Annotated in this window: 16 protein-coding genes; 12 read left to right on the forward strand and 4 right to left on the reverse strand. The window is 63.6% G+C overall.

Going from position 1 to position 13,729, the window contains the following annotated elements:
- Positions 1 to 36: 36 nt before the first annotated feature.
- Positions 37 to 612: a metal-dependent hydrolase gene (locus ACREPD_RS03485; protein ID WP_431598000.1), complete on the reverse strand. Its 576-nt coding sequence runs from the start codon at positions 610 to 612 to the stop codon at positions 37 to 39.
- 110 nt (positions 613 to 722) lie between these two features.
- Positions 723 to 2,120, reverse strand: coding sequence for a S41 family peptidase (locus tag ACREPD_RS03490; protein WP_431598001.1), 1,398 nt, complete (start codon positions 2,118 to 2,120; stop codon positions 723 to 725).
- Between the two features lie 249 nt (positions 2,121 to 2,369).
- Between ACREPD_RS03490 and ACREPD_RS03495 the strand changes: the two genes are divergently transcribed.
- Positions 2,370 to 3,464 carry an alpha/beta hydrolase gene (locus ACREPD_RS03495; RefSeq protein ID WP_431598002.1) on the forward strand — a complete coding sequence of 365 codons (1,095 nt, stop codon included), beginning with the start codon at positions 2,370 to 2,372 and terminating at the stop codon, positions 3,462 to 3,464.
- A 23-nt stretch (positions 3,465 to 3,487) separates the two neighbouring features.
- Here ACREPD_RS03495 and ACREPD_RS03500 read toward each other — a convergent pair whose 3' ends face one another.
- Positions 3,488 to 4,381, reverse strand: a complete 894-nt coding sequence (locus ACREPD_RS03500) for a LysR family transcriptional regulator (protein ID WP_431598003.1) — start codon at positions 4,379 to 4,381, stop codon at positions 3,488 to 3,490.
- Positions 4,382 to 4,455: 74 nt separating this feature from the next.
- On the opposite strand from ACREPD_RS03500, the gene ACREPD_RS03505 reads away from it, so the two are divergent.
- Genes ACREPD_RS03505 through ACREPD_RS03520 form a run of 4 tightly spaced genes read left to right on the forward strand, consistent with a single transcriptional unit; the run spans position 4,456 to position 7,248 of the window.
- Positions 4,456 to 5,052, forward strand: a complete 597-nt coding sequence (locus ACREPD_RS03505; protein WP_431598004.1) for a flavodoxin — start codon at positions 4,456 to 4,458, stop codon at positions 5,050 to 5,052.
- 10 nt (positions 5,053 to 5,062) lie between these two features.
- A complete protein-coding gene (locus ACREPD_RS03510) occupies positions 5,063 to 6,055 on the forward strand; it encodes an aldo/keto reductase (RefSeq protein ID WP_431598005.1) in 993 nt (330 codons plus the stop codon).
- Positions 6,056 to 6,113: 58 nt separating this feature from the next.
- On the forward strand, positions 6,114 to 6,545 hold the full coding sequence (locus ACREPD_RS03515) for a DUF4279 domain-containing protein (protein ID WP_431598006.1): 432 nt from the start codon (positions 6,114 to 6,116) through the stop codon (positions 6,543 to 6,545).
- A gap of 31 nt (positions 6,546 to 6,576) precedes the next feature.
- The gene (locus ACREPD_RS03520) at positions 6,577 to 7,248 is read left to right on the forward strand and encodes a hypothetical protein (RefSeq protein ID WP_431598007.1); all 672 of its coding nucleotides are present in this window, start codon (positions 6,577 to 6,579) and stop codon (positions 7,246 to 7,248) included.
- A gap of 401 nt (positions 7,249 to 7,649) precedes the next feature.
- On the opposite strand, the gene ACREPD_RS03525 is transcribed toward ACREPD_RS03520, so the two are convergent.
- Complete coding sequence (locus ACREPD_RS03525; RefSeq protein ID WP_431598008.1) at positions 7,650 to 8,399, reverse strand: SDR family oxidoreductase; 750 nt, start codon at positions 8,397 to 8,399, stop codon at positions 7,650 to 7,652.
- A gap of 97 nt (positions 8,400 to 8,496) precedes the next feature.
- Between ACREPD_RS03525 and ACREPD_RS03530 the strand changes: the two genes are divergently transcribed.
- The 7 genes from ACREPD_RS03530 (at position 8,497) to ACREPD_RS03560 (ending at position 13,548) form a co-directional block, all read left to right on the forward strand.
- Entirely contained in the window at positions 8,497 to 9,417 is a 921-nt protein-coding gene (locus ACREPD_RS03530; RefSeq protein ID WP_431598009.1) for a cupin domain-containing protein, read from the forward strand.
- Positions 9,418 to 9,476: 59 nt separating this feature from the next.
- Positions 9,477 to 9,908 (forward strand): hypothetical protein, encoded by a 432-nt coding sequence (locus ACREPD_RS03535; protein ID WP_431598010.1) that lies wholly within the window; start codon positions 9,477 to 9,479, stop codon positions 9,906 to 9,908.
- Positions 9,909 to 10,183: 275 nt separating this feature from the next.
- Positions 10,184 to 10,531 carry a SymE family type I addiction module toxin gene (locus ACREPD_RS03540; protein ID WP_431598011.1) on the forward strand — a complete coding sequence of 116 codons (348 nt, stop codon included), beginning with the start codon at positions 10,184 to 10,186 and terminating at the stop codon, positions 10,529 to 10,531.
- A gap of 124 nt (positions 10,532 to 10,655) precedes the next feature.
- A complete protein-coding gene (locus tag ACREPD_RS03545; RefSeq protein ID WP_431598012.1) occupies positions 10,656 to 11,255 on the forward strand; it encodes an NAD(P)H-dependent oxidoreductase in 600 nt (199 codons plus the stop codon).
- A 14-nt stretch (positions 11,256 to 11,269) separates the two neighbouring features.
- Complete coding sequence (locus tag ACREPD_RS03550; protein WP_431598013.1) at positions 11,270 to 11,866, forward strand: TetR/AcrR family transcriptional regulator; 597 nt, start codon at positions 11,270 to 11,272, stop codon at positions 11,864 to 11,866.
- Positions 11,867 to 11,996: 130 nt separating this feature from the next.
- Positions 11,997 to 13,079, forward strand: a complete 1,083-nt coding sequence (locus ACREPD_RS03555) for a helix-turn-helix domain-containing protein (protein ID WP_431598014.1) — start codon at positions 11,997 to 11,999, stop codon at positions 13,077 to 13,079.
- Positions 13,060 to 13,548, forward strand: coding sequence for a hypothetical protein (locus ACREPD_RS03560; RefSeq protein WP_431598015.1), 489 nt, complete (start codon positions 13,060 to 13,062; stop codon positions 13,546 to 13,548). Before ACREPD_RS03555 ends, ACREPD_RS03560 begins: the two co-directional genes overlap by 20 nt.
- Positions 13,549 to 13,729: the final 181 nt, after the last annotated feature.

Consider the following 13,729-nt stretch of genomic DNA (forward strand, 5'->3'; position numbering starts at 1 on the left):
TCAAGGCCTGATGGGCGCATTCACTCCAAAATGTCTTCATCTGGAAAGGGTCAACGACCAGCAAAGGAAACCTGTCCAGACCGGCGCGATGCATGCCGTCCACACGGCGATCCGCTTGATGGAGGTTCGGCGGCACACTGCTGCACACAGGGCGAACACAGGCAGCAACACGCCCAGCTCGATAAGCAGGTTCCGCCATAGGAAGTAGTTGTCCAGTGCGAGCGCGCCCGCGCTGGGGAGCACGCCCACTGTGGCGGCCACCTCCGCACCGAATGGCCAGAGCAGGGGCACCGGATGTGCGCCTACCAGCAGGTCAAGCACCGGGTGGGAGGCGCTGGCCAGGAACAGCCACAGCAGTGGCAGGCGACTGGCGGTTGCCGCGCGCATTAACCACTGGGCTAGCAGGGCAGTGCTGAGCGCAAACAGGATGCTGTGGGTGAATCGCGGTGTGGCGTTGTACCCGGCCAGCCAGACGGCAACGTAGTCAAGATCCGGGCATGCGGCTAGAAGGATGAATGGCACCACCGCCCAACGCTGGCGGCGGTTGGCCGAGGTGTTGCAGCAAAGCCAGGCGGTGATACCTGCAGCAACGTGACCCGCGACGGATGACATGAGAGGCGCTTGGGAAGGGCAGAGCGGGAAGCGTGCCGGAGGCGAATGTGGTCAGCGAGGAGTCAATGTGTGGCAGGCATGAAATGGGCGCAGGGAGGTGCGCATGTACTTCATTGATCGAGCTGCGTCTGCAGCCAGCGCTTGGCCGCCACCTCATCCCCGTCCGAGAGCGAGGGTGACAAGCTGCGCTCGTCGGGCGGAATGGGACCGCCGTAAACGTGCTGCGCGCGATCAACGAAGGAGGTGGTGGTCAGCTGCAGCACTGTTCCATCCTTGAGCGGGTAGCCTGCGTTTCCTGTCGAGAGACCGCGCGTCGGCATACCGAAACGTCGCGTACCAGGGCGGCCTTGGAACGCGACGACGACCGCCTCGCCAGAGCTGGCCGTCGTGCGCGACGTGAGTACTGCCACTGGAAGCTGACCAAGATCCTTCACTTGTGCCGCGCCGTCGGTTACATCGTTGCGCCAGGCGCGGCGGCTGCCGTCGCGCCGCTGGAACCAGCCCAATGTCTGGTTGCGCAGCAATGGCTCAAGCCCCGCCAGCATCGGCCACATGTTGCCGCCGCCATTGTCGCGAAGGTCCACGACCCAGCCACGGACACCGGCGCGGGTACCTGCTTGCAGTGCATCCGTGATCGATGCGGTATACCGCGCGCGGAGTGCAGGGTCGTTGCCCAGAAAGCCCGGAACCTCAACGTAACCGACGCCCCGCTCAAGCAACTTGAACCGCGCCAGCCTGAACACCGATCGCTCCTGGCGCGGCATGGCGGCCAAGCGATCGGGGTCCAGCAGGAAACTGTGCCCGTCGTCCAAGGCAGTCAGCACCTGGCCAATCGCCTGCCTGGCCTCGCCTGCCGTCGCATCGTCGGCAGGTTGCCAGCGCGCCGCGAAGTTTGGGGGCAGCTTCCCCGCGTTGAGCGCATTGGCTGCAATGACATCCATCGCTTCCAGATACAGATGCTTGCCCGGCGTCATGGCATTTTTCGACGGCAGCAGGGTCATGCCTTGCAGCGAGTACCCACCGCCGCCGCGTACAGAAGTAACAACCTCCACAAGCGTCGCACGTGGTGATACATCAACAGCCAGCTGCAGATCCTTCAGGTTGGCCGGCCCTTCAATCCTTCGGCGTACCCTGTCGAGCCGGCGCCAGCCGTCGTATGCGCTGAGTGACACCAGCACCGTCGACCCGGCATCCACCTTGCCGGATCCCAGCGCAAGCACATACTGCTTGCTGGTGCTGTTCTCCGTCTGGATGGCATACGCATAGCCACAGACCTCGCTGCGCTCCGTGGCAACGCTTACATCCGCGCCCGCTGGAAATCGCGGTGTGCCCGCGAAGCGTTGCGTGCAGTTCTGCCCGACGTTGCGAATCCCCTCACGCCACGGCATCGGAACTGTCCGCGCAATCCAGAAGCCAATGATGAGGGCGGCCAGCGCCAGTACGGCCGCAGTGGCAAGCAGGAGTGGCCGGATAAAGCGATACCGCCTCAATCGTTGCTGCGCGTGCATGCGGCTACCCATTCCATCCTTGGTCCGAACCCGTATTCTAGCGCCGTGACAGAGATGTGTTTGTGGTTCTCTGCCGGAGCCGCCGCGCCACCGGTTGGGTGTGCAGCTTGAAGACGGGGCGGCCGGTCAATCTCATGGCGTAAGCAGGCATATATATATCGCCCATGCATGACTCATATGCCCCTCACGCACTTTTTCAATCATGGCCCGCCGCGTAGATTCTTCTGACTATCGGTCACGGAGTGGTCCATGCAGACCCGCACGATTCCCGGCACGCTGGTGTCCGGCCTGACGTCTACGTTGACCTGCATCGCGGTGCTGCTCTGCACCGTGACCGCCATGGCCAGTGAGCCGCTGCAGATACAGACGCAAGGCAGTCTCATCGCCGGCGGCACGGTGCAGCAGCAGCCGGGCGACTTCGATCCGTTGATACCCGCCAAGCCGGATGGCCAGAGCTACCACGGCGATCATGTCTATGCCTTCTACCAGATACCGGTGAACGCGCGTTCGCTGCCGATCGTCATGTGGCACGGCGCGGGCCAGTCGTCCAAGAGCTGGGAAACGACTGCCGATGGCCGCGAGGGCTTCCAGAATCTGTTCCTGCGTCGCCGCTTCACTACCTACCTGATCGATCAGCCACGGCGCGGGAAAGCAGGGCGAAGCATGGCCGAGACCACGCTGAAGCCCGTCGCGGATGATCAGATGTGGTTCAACCAGTTCCGCATCGGCCTCTGGCCGGACTACTTCAGTGGCAGTCAGTTTCCGAAGGGAGACGCCACCCTTGACCAGTTCTTCCGCTCGGTCACGCCGAATACGGGGCCGTTCGACATCGGGGTGGTCTCTGACGGCGTAGCCGCCCTGTTGCAGAAGACCGGGCCGGCGATCCTCTTTACCCATTCGCAGGCGGGCGGCCCGGGCTGGATGACGGCGATGAAGAGCCCGAATGTTCGCGCCATCGTTGCGTTCGAGCCGGGCAGCAGCTTCGTGTTCGCCAAGGGCGATGCGCCGGCACCGATCCCCAGCGCCTTCGACACCGTCGCACCCGCAGTGGTGTCGGCCGAGGAATTCAAGGCGCTGACGCGCATCCCCATCCTCGTGTTGTATGGGGACAACATTCCCGAAAAGCCCGTGCGCCTGCCCGCGCAGGACAGCTGGCGGGCACGCCTGGAAATGGCCCGGGCCTGGCGCGACGCAGTCAATCGACAGGGCGGCGATGTCACCCTGATCCATCTGCCGGACGTGGGGATTCGCGGCAACAGCCACTTCCTGTTCTCAGACCTCAACAACGTCCAGATCGCCGACCTGGTAAGTGACTTTCTGGAAAGAAAACACCTGGACCGTTGAGCAGGCACCGCTGCGGTTGGCGCTCAGCCTTGGTAGCGCAGTGCATCGCGCAGCAAAGTAAACGCAGGCGAGGATTGCCGCCGGCTCGGGTAGTACAGGTGATAGCCCGGGAACGAAGGGCACCAGTCCTGCAGCACGTGCACCAGGGCCCCTGCCTCCACGTGCGGGCGCACCAGATCCTCGGGCATGTAAGCCAGCCCCAGCCCTTCCAGTGCCGCGCCCAGGCGCAGGGCGATGTTGTTGAACACCAGCTGGCCCTCGACGCGCACCTTCAGCTCCTGGCCCTTCTTCTCGAATTCCCACGCGAAGATGCCGCCGTGGGTGGGCAGGCGGATGGTGATGCAGTTGTGGTGGGTGAGATCGTGCGGCGATTTGGGCTTCGGGCGCTGCCGGAAGTAGGCCGGCGAGCCGACCACCGCCATGCGCAGGTCCGGCCCAACACGCACGGCGATCATGTCCTTGGCCACCTGTTCGCCCATGCGGATGCCGGCATCGAAGCCCTCGGCGACGATATCGGTCAGCCCGTAGTCGACGACGACTTCAATGTTGAGGTCCGGGTGATCGGGCAGCAGCTTGCCCAGCACCGGCTGCATCACGGTGAGCGCGGCATGCTCACCGGCGGTGATGCGCAGGCGCCCCGCGGGTTTGTCGCGGAAGGCGTTGAGCTGGGCCAGCTCGGTGTCGATTTCCTCGAAGCGCGGCGCGATCACCCGCAACAACTGCTCGCCTGCTTCGGTGGGCGAAACGCTGCGCGTAGTACGGGCGAGCAGGCGCACGCCAAGCCGCTCTTCCAGCTGGCGCATCGACCGGCTCAGCGCCGGCTGCGACATCCCCAGCTGGGCCGCGGCGCGGGTGAAGCTGCGCTCGCGCGCCACCAGGGCGAACATCGCCAACTGGTCATAGTTCTCGACGCTCATTGATGCGTTCCGGATATAAGCGATATCCGATTATGCCCCTGCAAGCATGCCTGGTGGGAGCGTAGATTGGGGCCATGACCCTTCCATCTCCCAATCCTGGCCGCCGGGCAATGGTGGCCGCACTGGCATCGCTGCCGCTTGGGTGCGCGGCGGCGGAGCCCGATACGCAGGCATCGGCCTCGCCTTCGAACGCGCGGACGCTGGTTGCCTACTTCTCCCGCTCGGGCAACACACGGGTGATTGCCGGGTTGATCCACCGCAGCATGCCGAGCGAGCTGGTTGAGATCCTGCCGGCGAAGGACTACCCGGCCGACTATCTGGAAACGGTGGCGCAGGCGCGGCAGGAACGCGACGACGGCGTTGAACCTGCATTGCGGGCGACCATTGCCAACATTGCCCGCTACGACACGGTGTACCTGGGCTTTCCGATCTGGGGCGAGACCGCGCCGCCGGTGATCCGCTCGCTGCTGTCACGGCACGACATGAGCGGCAAGACCATCGTGCCGTTCATCACCCATGGCGGCTACGGCGTTGGCAGCAGCCTGCGTGTGCTGGCCCGCCATGCCCCCAAGGCACGCATCCTGGAGGCCTTCACGATGGAGGCCGATCAGGAGCGCAGGACCATGGAGACCGTCAACGCCTGGTTGGCCACTCCACCCACTGTTCGATGAGGACTCCGCAATGAAAACCCGCATTCTTGGTCAAGGCTTCGAAGTCTCCGCCCTCGGCCTGGGCTGCATGGGCATGAGCGCGGCCTATGGGCCCGCCGCAGACAAGGGCGAGATGATCGCCATGCTGCGCACGGCGGTGGAGCGCGGTGTCACCCACTTCGACACCGCTGAAGCCTATGGCCCGTTCGCCAACGAGGAGCTGGTCGGTGAGGCCTTGGCGCCGGTACGCGACCAGGTGGTGATCGCCACCAAGTTCGGCTTCGATATCGACCCGGTGACCGGTGCGCGCGGGCCGGGAACCAACAGCCGGCCGGCGCACATCAAGGCGGTGGTGGACGCCAGCCTCAAGCGGTTGCGCACCGAGCGCATCGACCTGCTCTACCAGCACCGGGTGGACCCGGCGGTGCCGATTGAAGAGGTTGCAGGTGCGGTGAAGGCGTTGATTGCGGAAGGGAAGGTGGGGCACTTCGGGTTGTCCGAAGCAGGGGTGCAGACCATCCGCAGGGCGCACGCGGTGCAGCCGCTGACGGCCGTGCAGAGTGAGTACTCGCTGTTCTGGCGCGAGCCGGAGAAGGAACTGCTGCCACTGCTGGATGAGCTGGGCATTGGCTTTGTGCCGTTCAGTCCGCTGGGCGCGGGGTTCCTGACCGGCAAGATCGACGAGCATACGCAGTTCGATGCGAGCGACTTCCGCAATGTGGTGCCACGCTTCTCGCCGGAGGCGCGCCGGGCCAACATGGCTTTGGTTGACGTGGTCAGGGCGATGGCGACTGAGAAGGGGGCCACGCCGGCGCAGGTCGCGCTGGCCTGGCTGCTGGCGCAGAAGCCGTGGATTACGCCGATTCCGGGTACCACCAAGCTGCATCGTCTCGATGAGAACCTGGGTGCGGTGGATCTGGTTCTGGACGAAGCCGACATGGCCCGCATCGACGAAGAGGTGGCGAATATCCAAATCAGTGGCGAGCGCTTGCCCGAAGCAGCGCTGAAGATGACGGGGAGGTAAGCTGCAGATAATTCCCATCACCGGACCCGGAGATGGTCCAAGGGTCAGGTGAGGTCAAATGGCGGCATTCGATCAATCCTTGGCAGCACTTCGATTCTTCGGGGACGAGCTTGTCCCCGACGAGATAAGTGCCCTGCTGGGAGCCAACCCAACGGTGGCGCATTACAAGGGCCAGGAAATTGTTGGCAGCCATACCGGAGTCACGCGCATTGCCAGGACCGGCAGTTGGCGGCTTAGAGCGGCTGATCGTGCGCCCGAGGACCTGGAGGCTCAGATTTTCGAGATTCTTGAGCAGCTCACTCAGGATCTCACTGTCTGGGCGTCATTGGCGCGGTTCAAGCCCGATTTGTTCTGCGGTCTTTTCATGGGCAGCAGCAATGACGGCATCTCGCCCTCGGCAAAGGCGATGCTCGCCATCGGTCAGCGCGGTATCGAACTCGGGCTGGATATCTATGATTCTGATGAAGAAGAGTCCAGCGCTGGGACCTAGCGGTTCCGACAAATGAATACGATTGGGAAGCGTGAGTATGCAATCTTGGTTCGCGGAAGCGAAGGAGCTTCCTTCGCTACAGGTTGACATCTTCTTTCAGATTCACGAGAGGTTCTTCTACGGGCCTGATCGGATATCTGACATCTCGGATTTTGAGCGACTGACGGAAGAGCTAACCCCACCCGGAATTCGTTCGGCGATGTCGTCGCTGGTAAGTACGTCTGAGGCATTTGGGCATGAAAGAGAGTTGGCGTTGTACTACCAGCAGATCATTCGTATGGCTCGTAAGCACGGACGGCCGATCACTTCAGTTCACAACAACTTCTGGCTACGCCTTCGGTTCTGGAATGGCGAGCATGAGACGCATATTTCATTTCCTTGGTATGACAGCCTTCGTGAGATTGACTCGTTTCTTGAGACGCTCGTCTTGACAGACTCCGGCCTTGTTCACCATGACATCGAGCAAGGATGGGAGCTCGAGACGTACGCTTTCTGCGGCCTCCTCTACTTCATGGGGCGTGACCCCGATGCAGGCACAACGCACTGTGTAATAGCGGTACCGAGGGATGACGTTGTAGCTCAGGTGAAGGAAGTCAGGTGGCGCGCCAATGCAATCATTGAGTACCTTTCGAAGGCGCTCGGTGCGGATGTCTGGACGGATCACGTTCGTACCGAGCCTGCCTTCAAGCTGGAACCGCTGTGACTGGAGATGGGTCTGGACGAGTACTGCAACTCTTGGCAGGTTTACGTCACTCTCGCTATCGAGATCAATGAGGAGACTGGAGACTGCTCGGTCCTGCTTCATTGCATCGGAAGCGAGATTTTGCGCGCGATATACCTGGGTAGCCCCGGTGCCCGCGTCGTTCGGGACATGCGAGGTCAATTAATAGAGGTCGGTGCCCCTGAATCGATCAGCGGCTCCCACGACTCACTCCAGCCGTTCGCACATGGACTACGCGTGTACACGAATCCTTGTCTGCGCATTGAATTGTTCGGCACTAGTGAAGCTGTTTAGGCGTGAGAGTTCAGCGTCCGCCTCTGGCCGGGAGCAGACACGACATGTCGTCGCCCCCCGGCCGGAGGACAACGCCATAGGATGCCGAATCAACCGCGCCCAGCCATCCACGCTTCTGCATCAGCACCGGCAGCAATGCGCATCGGTGCAGCCGGATCGGTTACCGCACGCCACACCGCCTCGGCAACGTCCGGGGCATGCGTGACCGGCCCAGTGGTATCGCGGAAGCTCGCAATCACACCATTCACCAGCGGCCCGTACGCCGGGTGATCCATGCCGCCCAGATGCACCCCGGCATTCGCGCCGAAGCGGGTAGTGGGCGCGCGACCGGGCAGCACCAGCCGCACGCGCACGCCAAACGGTTCGACCTCGATCGCCAGTGACTCGGTAAACGCGTTGACCGCGGCCTTGCTCGCGCTGTACACGCCCACCAGCGGCAGTGCCTTGAGGGTCACCGACGAGGTGACATTGACGATCACGCCTGCACCGCGCCCACGAAGCTGGGGCAGCACGGCCTGGGTCACGGCCAGCGTGCCCAGCGTGTTGGTTTCGAAGAGCGCGCGGGCCGTTTCCATCGGTGTCAGCTCCACCGGCACCGGCGCACCGAAGCCGGCGTTGTTCACCAGTGCATCGACCGGACCGGCCTCGGCTACGGCGCGGGCGATGCTCTGCGCATCGGTGATATCCAGCGCCAGCACGCGCAGGCGCTCGGAGGCGGGTAGCAGGTCGGCGCGCGGGGTGCGCATGGTGGCCACCACGTTCCAGCCACGAGCCAGGAACAGCTCGGCGGTTTCCAACCCGAAGCCGGAAGAGCAGCCGGTAATCATCACAGTCGACATCGCAATACCTTCAACGCGGAGAGGACCTCCATGATCGATGGCGGGCGCAGGACGGGCTACACTCAATCGTCCATATTTCCTCATAGAGCGTCCTGCCGTGGCCGATCCCCTCTCCGAGGTCGTCTCCCTGCTGCAGCCGGCCACCCGGTTCTCCAAGCTGGTGGAAGGCGCGGGCGACTGGCGCGTCTGCCGTGAAGGGCAGGGCGATCCGTTCTATGCCGCCGTGCTGGAAGGTGAGTACCGGTTGAAGGTGGATGATCGGCCTCCGCTCACGCTGCAAGCCGGCGACTTTGTCCTCATCCCCGCCGTGCAGCGGCTCGAGAGTGCCAACGCCCATGCGCCGCCGGACATCGAGCCCAGCATTCCCACGCGCATTGGTGAAGATCATTTCCGCATCGGCCGCCAGGAAGGGGCAGCGGAGGTGCGTGTGCAGTTGGGACATTGCCGCTTCGGGTCGCCCGACGCCGCCCTGCTGGTGTCGCTGCTGCCACAGTTGGTGCATGTGCGCGGCGAGGCGCGGCTGGCCGCGTTGGTGCAGATGGTGGGCGAGGAGGCACGCTCGCGGCGGCCGGCGCGCGAGGTGGTGCTGGAGCGGCTGCTCGAAGTGTTGCTGATTGAAGCCCTGCGCAGCCGCGCCGGCCCTGCAGAAGGCACCGGCCTGGTGAACGGCCTGGCCGACGAGCGCCTGGCTGCCGCGCTGCGCGCGGTGCACGCGCGGCCCGAACAGGCGTGGAGCGTGGAAACGCTGGCCGCTGAGGCCGCGCTCTCGCGCTCCGCATTCTCGGCACGCTTTACCCGCGTGGTGGGCGTTGCACCGATGGAGTACCTGCTCACCTGGCGCATGGCGTTGGCCAAGCGCCTGCTGCGTGATCGCGAACTCAGCCTTGAACAGGTGGCCGAACGCGTGGGGTATGCGAGCGCGGTGACCTTCGGTGTGGCATTCGCGCGGCAGGTGGGTGTGACGCCGGCGCGTTATGCACGTGGGGCAGGAAGCCCGGCGTTTGCTGGCACGGCATAAGATGCGGGCTGGGCGGCGAGAGCGTCGCTGAAGACGTTACATTGCCAAAGGAGCAGCGCATGGGAACCGAGGAAACCACCATTCACGTATTCGTCGGCGCATTTGCCGATCTCGATGCTGCGCTTCTCTACAGCGAGGAGCAGTGGTTGCCCGAGCCGGACGACAGCGCCAGCGAAGCCGAATATAGCGCGTGGGAGGACAGCAACCCGAGCTGGGCGATGGAAGACGAGCTCGGCTTCTACCTGGACAGCGACTTCATCGAGACCATCGGAGGTGAGACCCGCTTCGACTATCTCGCAACGCAAATTTCCGACCAGTCTGCGGTGGATCGCATCCGGCAAGCCTACGCGACGACGACCAGCGTGCTGGTGCTGATTTGGTCGGATGCGCTGGATGGCCTTTCGGTTGAAATGAAATCAACGTCGAAGCTCATCTACTGCGGAACGTACCCACGCCGGCAGACATCCCATGCCACGCTCGGCGCAATTTGATCGGTACGCTGACGTGAATGTCCCAATAGAGATGGTGTCAAACAAAGCCGTCAAATCAACAGAAACATGCGATTTCCCATCCTCCGCGGCCTCCTGCATGGTGGCCACCGGAGTGTAGGAACTCCTTCACATGAGAAAGTTGGACGTCCCTTTGTCGGGAGGGTGGCTAATACAACACCTTCGGGGAAATACGCCCACCGGTTCTCATGTGTCGGTTCCTAACCTCCCGACTCCCTCGCCATCCCGGCGAGGGAGACACCCATCGGAGGTCCCTAATGCAAACGCACTGGGCTGACACGCCCCATATCGACGAATCAATCGACAACCACCATCTCCCGCCGTTCGCCAATGACGTGGTGCGCGCCTCGTCTGCACCACCCTGCATCGCGTGCGATGACGAGCCGATTCCCTACATGCTGCTGCGCGGCCACTGGCTGCGGAAGATGGGCTTCGACATAGGCGCCAAGGTGCGCGTGGACGCCAGCGAAGGCATCATCTGCATCATGATGATCTCGCCCCCGCAGCCCGTGGCAAGGAAGCCGCCCGAGGTAATTCTGCGCGAGGGCGTCGTTGACGAGTGGCCTCTCTCGGAAAGGCAGTCCCGCCCGGAGTACGCGTCATAAGTCCCAGGTACTGATCGGGCGAGCGCGGGCCATGGATGCGCGCCCAGCGTTCCGTTCATGGCACTGGTGTGGCGGAATTGCGATGTTACCTTTGGTAGGTAACGTCATTCGAGACTTCTCCGCCATGCACAGCCTTATCGTAGTTGCCCACCCCGAGCCCGGTTCGCTCACCCATGCGGTAGCGAACCGGATCGGCGACGCCGTCGTGGCCGCCCACGGCAGCAACAGCATCGAAATCGCCGATCTGGCGGCGGAGGGCTTCGACCCCCGCTTCAACGCGGCCGACAATGCCCTGTTCCGCCAGACCGCGCCGCCGCCGGCCGACGTGGCCGCCGAGCACGCCCGCATCGATCGCGCCGACGCACTGGTGCTGGTCTATCCGCTGTACTGGTGGTCGTTCCCGGCGCTGCTGAAAGGCTGGATCGACCGCGTGTTCACGCAGGGCTGGGCGTATGCCGACGGTGCCGATGGCAAAGTGGCCAAGAAACTGCAGCACCTGCAGGTGCACCTGGTGGGCCTGGGCGGTGCGGACGCGGGCATGATCGAGCGGCGCGGCTACGGCGCGGCGATGAAGACCCAGATCGACATGGGCATCTTCGACTACTGCGGCGCACGCGTGCTGTCGTCCACGCTGCTGCTGGAGTCGGACAGCGGCAGCGCCGACGCACACCTGCGCACCGCCGCGGATATCGGACGTACCATTGGGGCCTCCGCCGCTGCGTGACCCTCGCCACTTCAATGCCTGCCCGCCCTGAACCACCCCGCCGCCGCATGCCGCGCGAACAGCGCACCCGCCAACTGCTGGACGTGGCGTGGGCGCTGGTGGGCGAGGAGGGCACCGACGCGCTGTCGCTGGGGCGACTGGCAGAGGCCGCAGGCGTCACCAAGCCGGTGGCGTACGACCACTTCATAACCCGCAATGGCCTGCTGGCAGCGCTGTACCAGGACTACGACCAGCGCCAGACGGCGGTGTTCGAAGAGCGCATCGGCAAGGCGAAAGCACAGCTGAAAGACCGCGCGCATGCGATAGCCGGCGGGTACATCGACTGCGTGTTGTCGCAGGGCAGCGAGATCCAGGGAATTCTTGCGGCGCTGGCTGGCTCGCCGGAACTGCTGGCGGTGAAGCGGCGGTATCAGCAGGAGTTCGTTGAGAAATGCGCCGGATGGTTGGGCGACTTTGCGGCCGCTGGCAATGTGCCGGATGCCGGGTACTGGGCGATGCTGGGCGCCGCTGAATCGCTTTCCGAGGCTGTTGGCGCCGGGCTGGTGGAACAGGCGGTGGCAGAAGCTGAGCTGGAGAGGTTGATTGTTGGCACGGTCAGGCGGGGCCGATAGATCGTCTCTCTTCCTTCTCGTTCGCTGACGCGAAGGCTTACGCCGTAATCCACAACCCCAGTTCATGTAAATCGCCCGCCTCTGGTTTACACTAATCCGCAATCTCCTGCGTCGTGTAAACCGAGGTTCTATGCTGGGTGCCCGCATCAAACAAGGCCGTGTGGCTGCAGGCCTGTCTCTGCGTGAACTGGCGCAGGGCGTTGGCGTAAGCGCCATGGCCATTTCCAAGTACGAGCGTGACCAGATCAAGCCCTCTTCGGAGGCGCTGCTGCGATTGGGCAGCGCGCTGGGCGTGCGTACGGAGTACTTCTTCCGCCAACCCGTCATCGAGCTGACCGGCGTCAACTTCCGCAAGCACGCCAAGCTGTCGCCGCAGGACGAAGCGCAGGCGCTCGACGATGTGCGCGAGCAGCTGGAGCGGTGGCTGGAACTGGAGGCGGTCATTCCCTCCTCGTGGCCCAAAGCCTTCTTGCTGCCGAAGGGGCTGCCGGCGCACGTCCACGCATACGAAGAGATCGAGGCGATTGCTGATCGGATGCGAGCTGCCTGGCATCTCGGCACCGGACCGATAGCCAACCTCATCGACAGGCTGGAAGAGGGGGGCATCAAGGTAATCCTGACCCCACACGATGGCGGGAAAAAGTTCGACGGTATGGTGGCCATTGCAAATGGCAATACCGTGATCGTGGTGGGAGAAAGCTGGCCCGGCGACAGGCAACGTTTCACCTTGGCCCATGAACTTGGCCACCTCGTACTGCGCGGCCGTTTGGCCGAAGGTCTGGATGAAGAACGTGCCTGCCATCGCTTCGCCAGTGCGCTTCTTGTGCCCCGCCAGGAAGCGGTCCGCCTGCTTGGCGCCTCGCGCTCGTGGGTCGAGCCCCGCGAGCTGTACATGCTCAAGCATGAGTGGGGCTTGAGCATGAACGGCTGGCTCTACCGGGCGTTGCATCTTGGCATCCTCACCAAGGCAGCAGCGAAGCGCCACTGGGAGTTCTTCGCTCAGCAGGGCGAGGGCGGCACTACCTGGCGTGAGCAGGAGCCGGGCAAGCCGTACGCGAAGGAGTACCCCCTTCGTTTCACCCAACTGGTGTACCGCGCGTTGGCCGAAGAAATGATCGGCGAATCCAAAGCGGCGGAACTGCTGGGGCTGACGCTGGTGGACTTGCGTTTACGCCGTCGCATGGAAGCGTTCGATGCGCCTGGTTGTCACTGATGCCAACATCATCATCGATCTGGCGGCCGGTGGACTGCTGCAAGACATGTTTCGTCTTCCAGGTTGGGAGTTCTGCGCACCCGACACGCTATACGTAGAAGAGCTGGCCACGCACCATGCCATGCTGCCAGCGCTGGGGCTGAAGGTCCTTCCACAGTCGGCAGAGGCAGTCGCGTACGTGATGGAGCTTCGTCAGAAGTACCGAAGGCCCAGCGTAAATGACCTGTTCGCGCTTGTTCTGGCCCGCGATCTTCACTGCGCGCTGCTGTCGGGCGATGCTCCCTTGCGGAGCGCGGCGGTTGCAGAACAGGTGGAGGTACACGGCACGCTCTGGCTCGTCGAAGCGCTTGTGACCCACGGGGTGATACCTGCGGCACGCATGGCTGAAGCCTATGAAGCCATGCGACGTGATGGAAGCCGTCTGCCTTGGGCCGACGTTCGAGCGCAGATCGGACGACATGGGGCGTGAGATGGACGGCTGAAGGCGCCGTAGCACGGCGCCTTCCTCTCGTACCCTCTGGAGCGAGCAACCGCTTTACGGCGCAGCCGGCTTGCTCGTGCCGGTCCACGACTTGCTGATGATCATCCACGTGCCGTCGATCTTGGCCAGGCCGAGGTAGTCCACGCCATCCCAGCGCGGAGCTGCTGGC

The sequence above is a fragment of the Stenotrophomonas sp. genome, assembly GCF_050737075.1.
Classification (GTDB): Bacteria; Pseudomonadota; Gammaproteobacteria; order Xanthomonadales; family Xanthomonadaceae; genus Stenotrophomonas.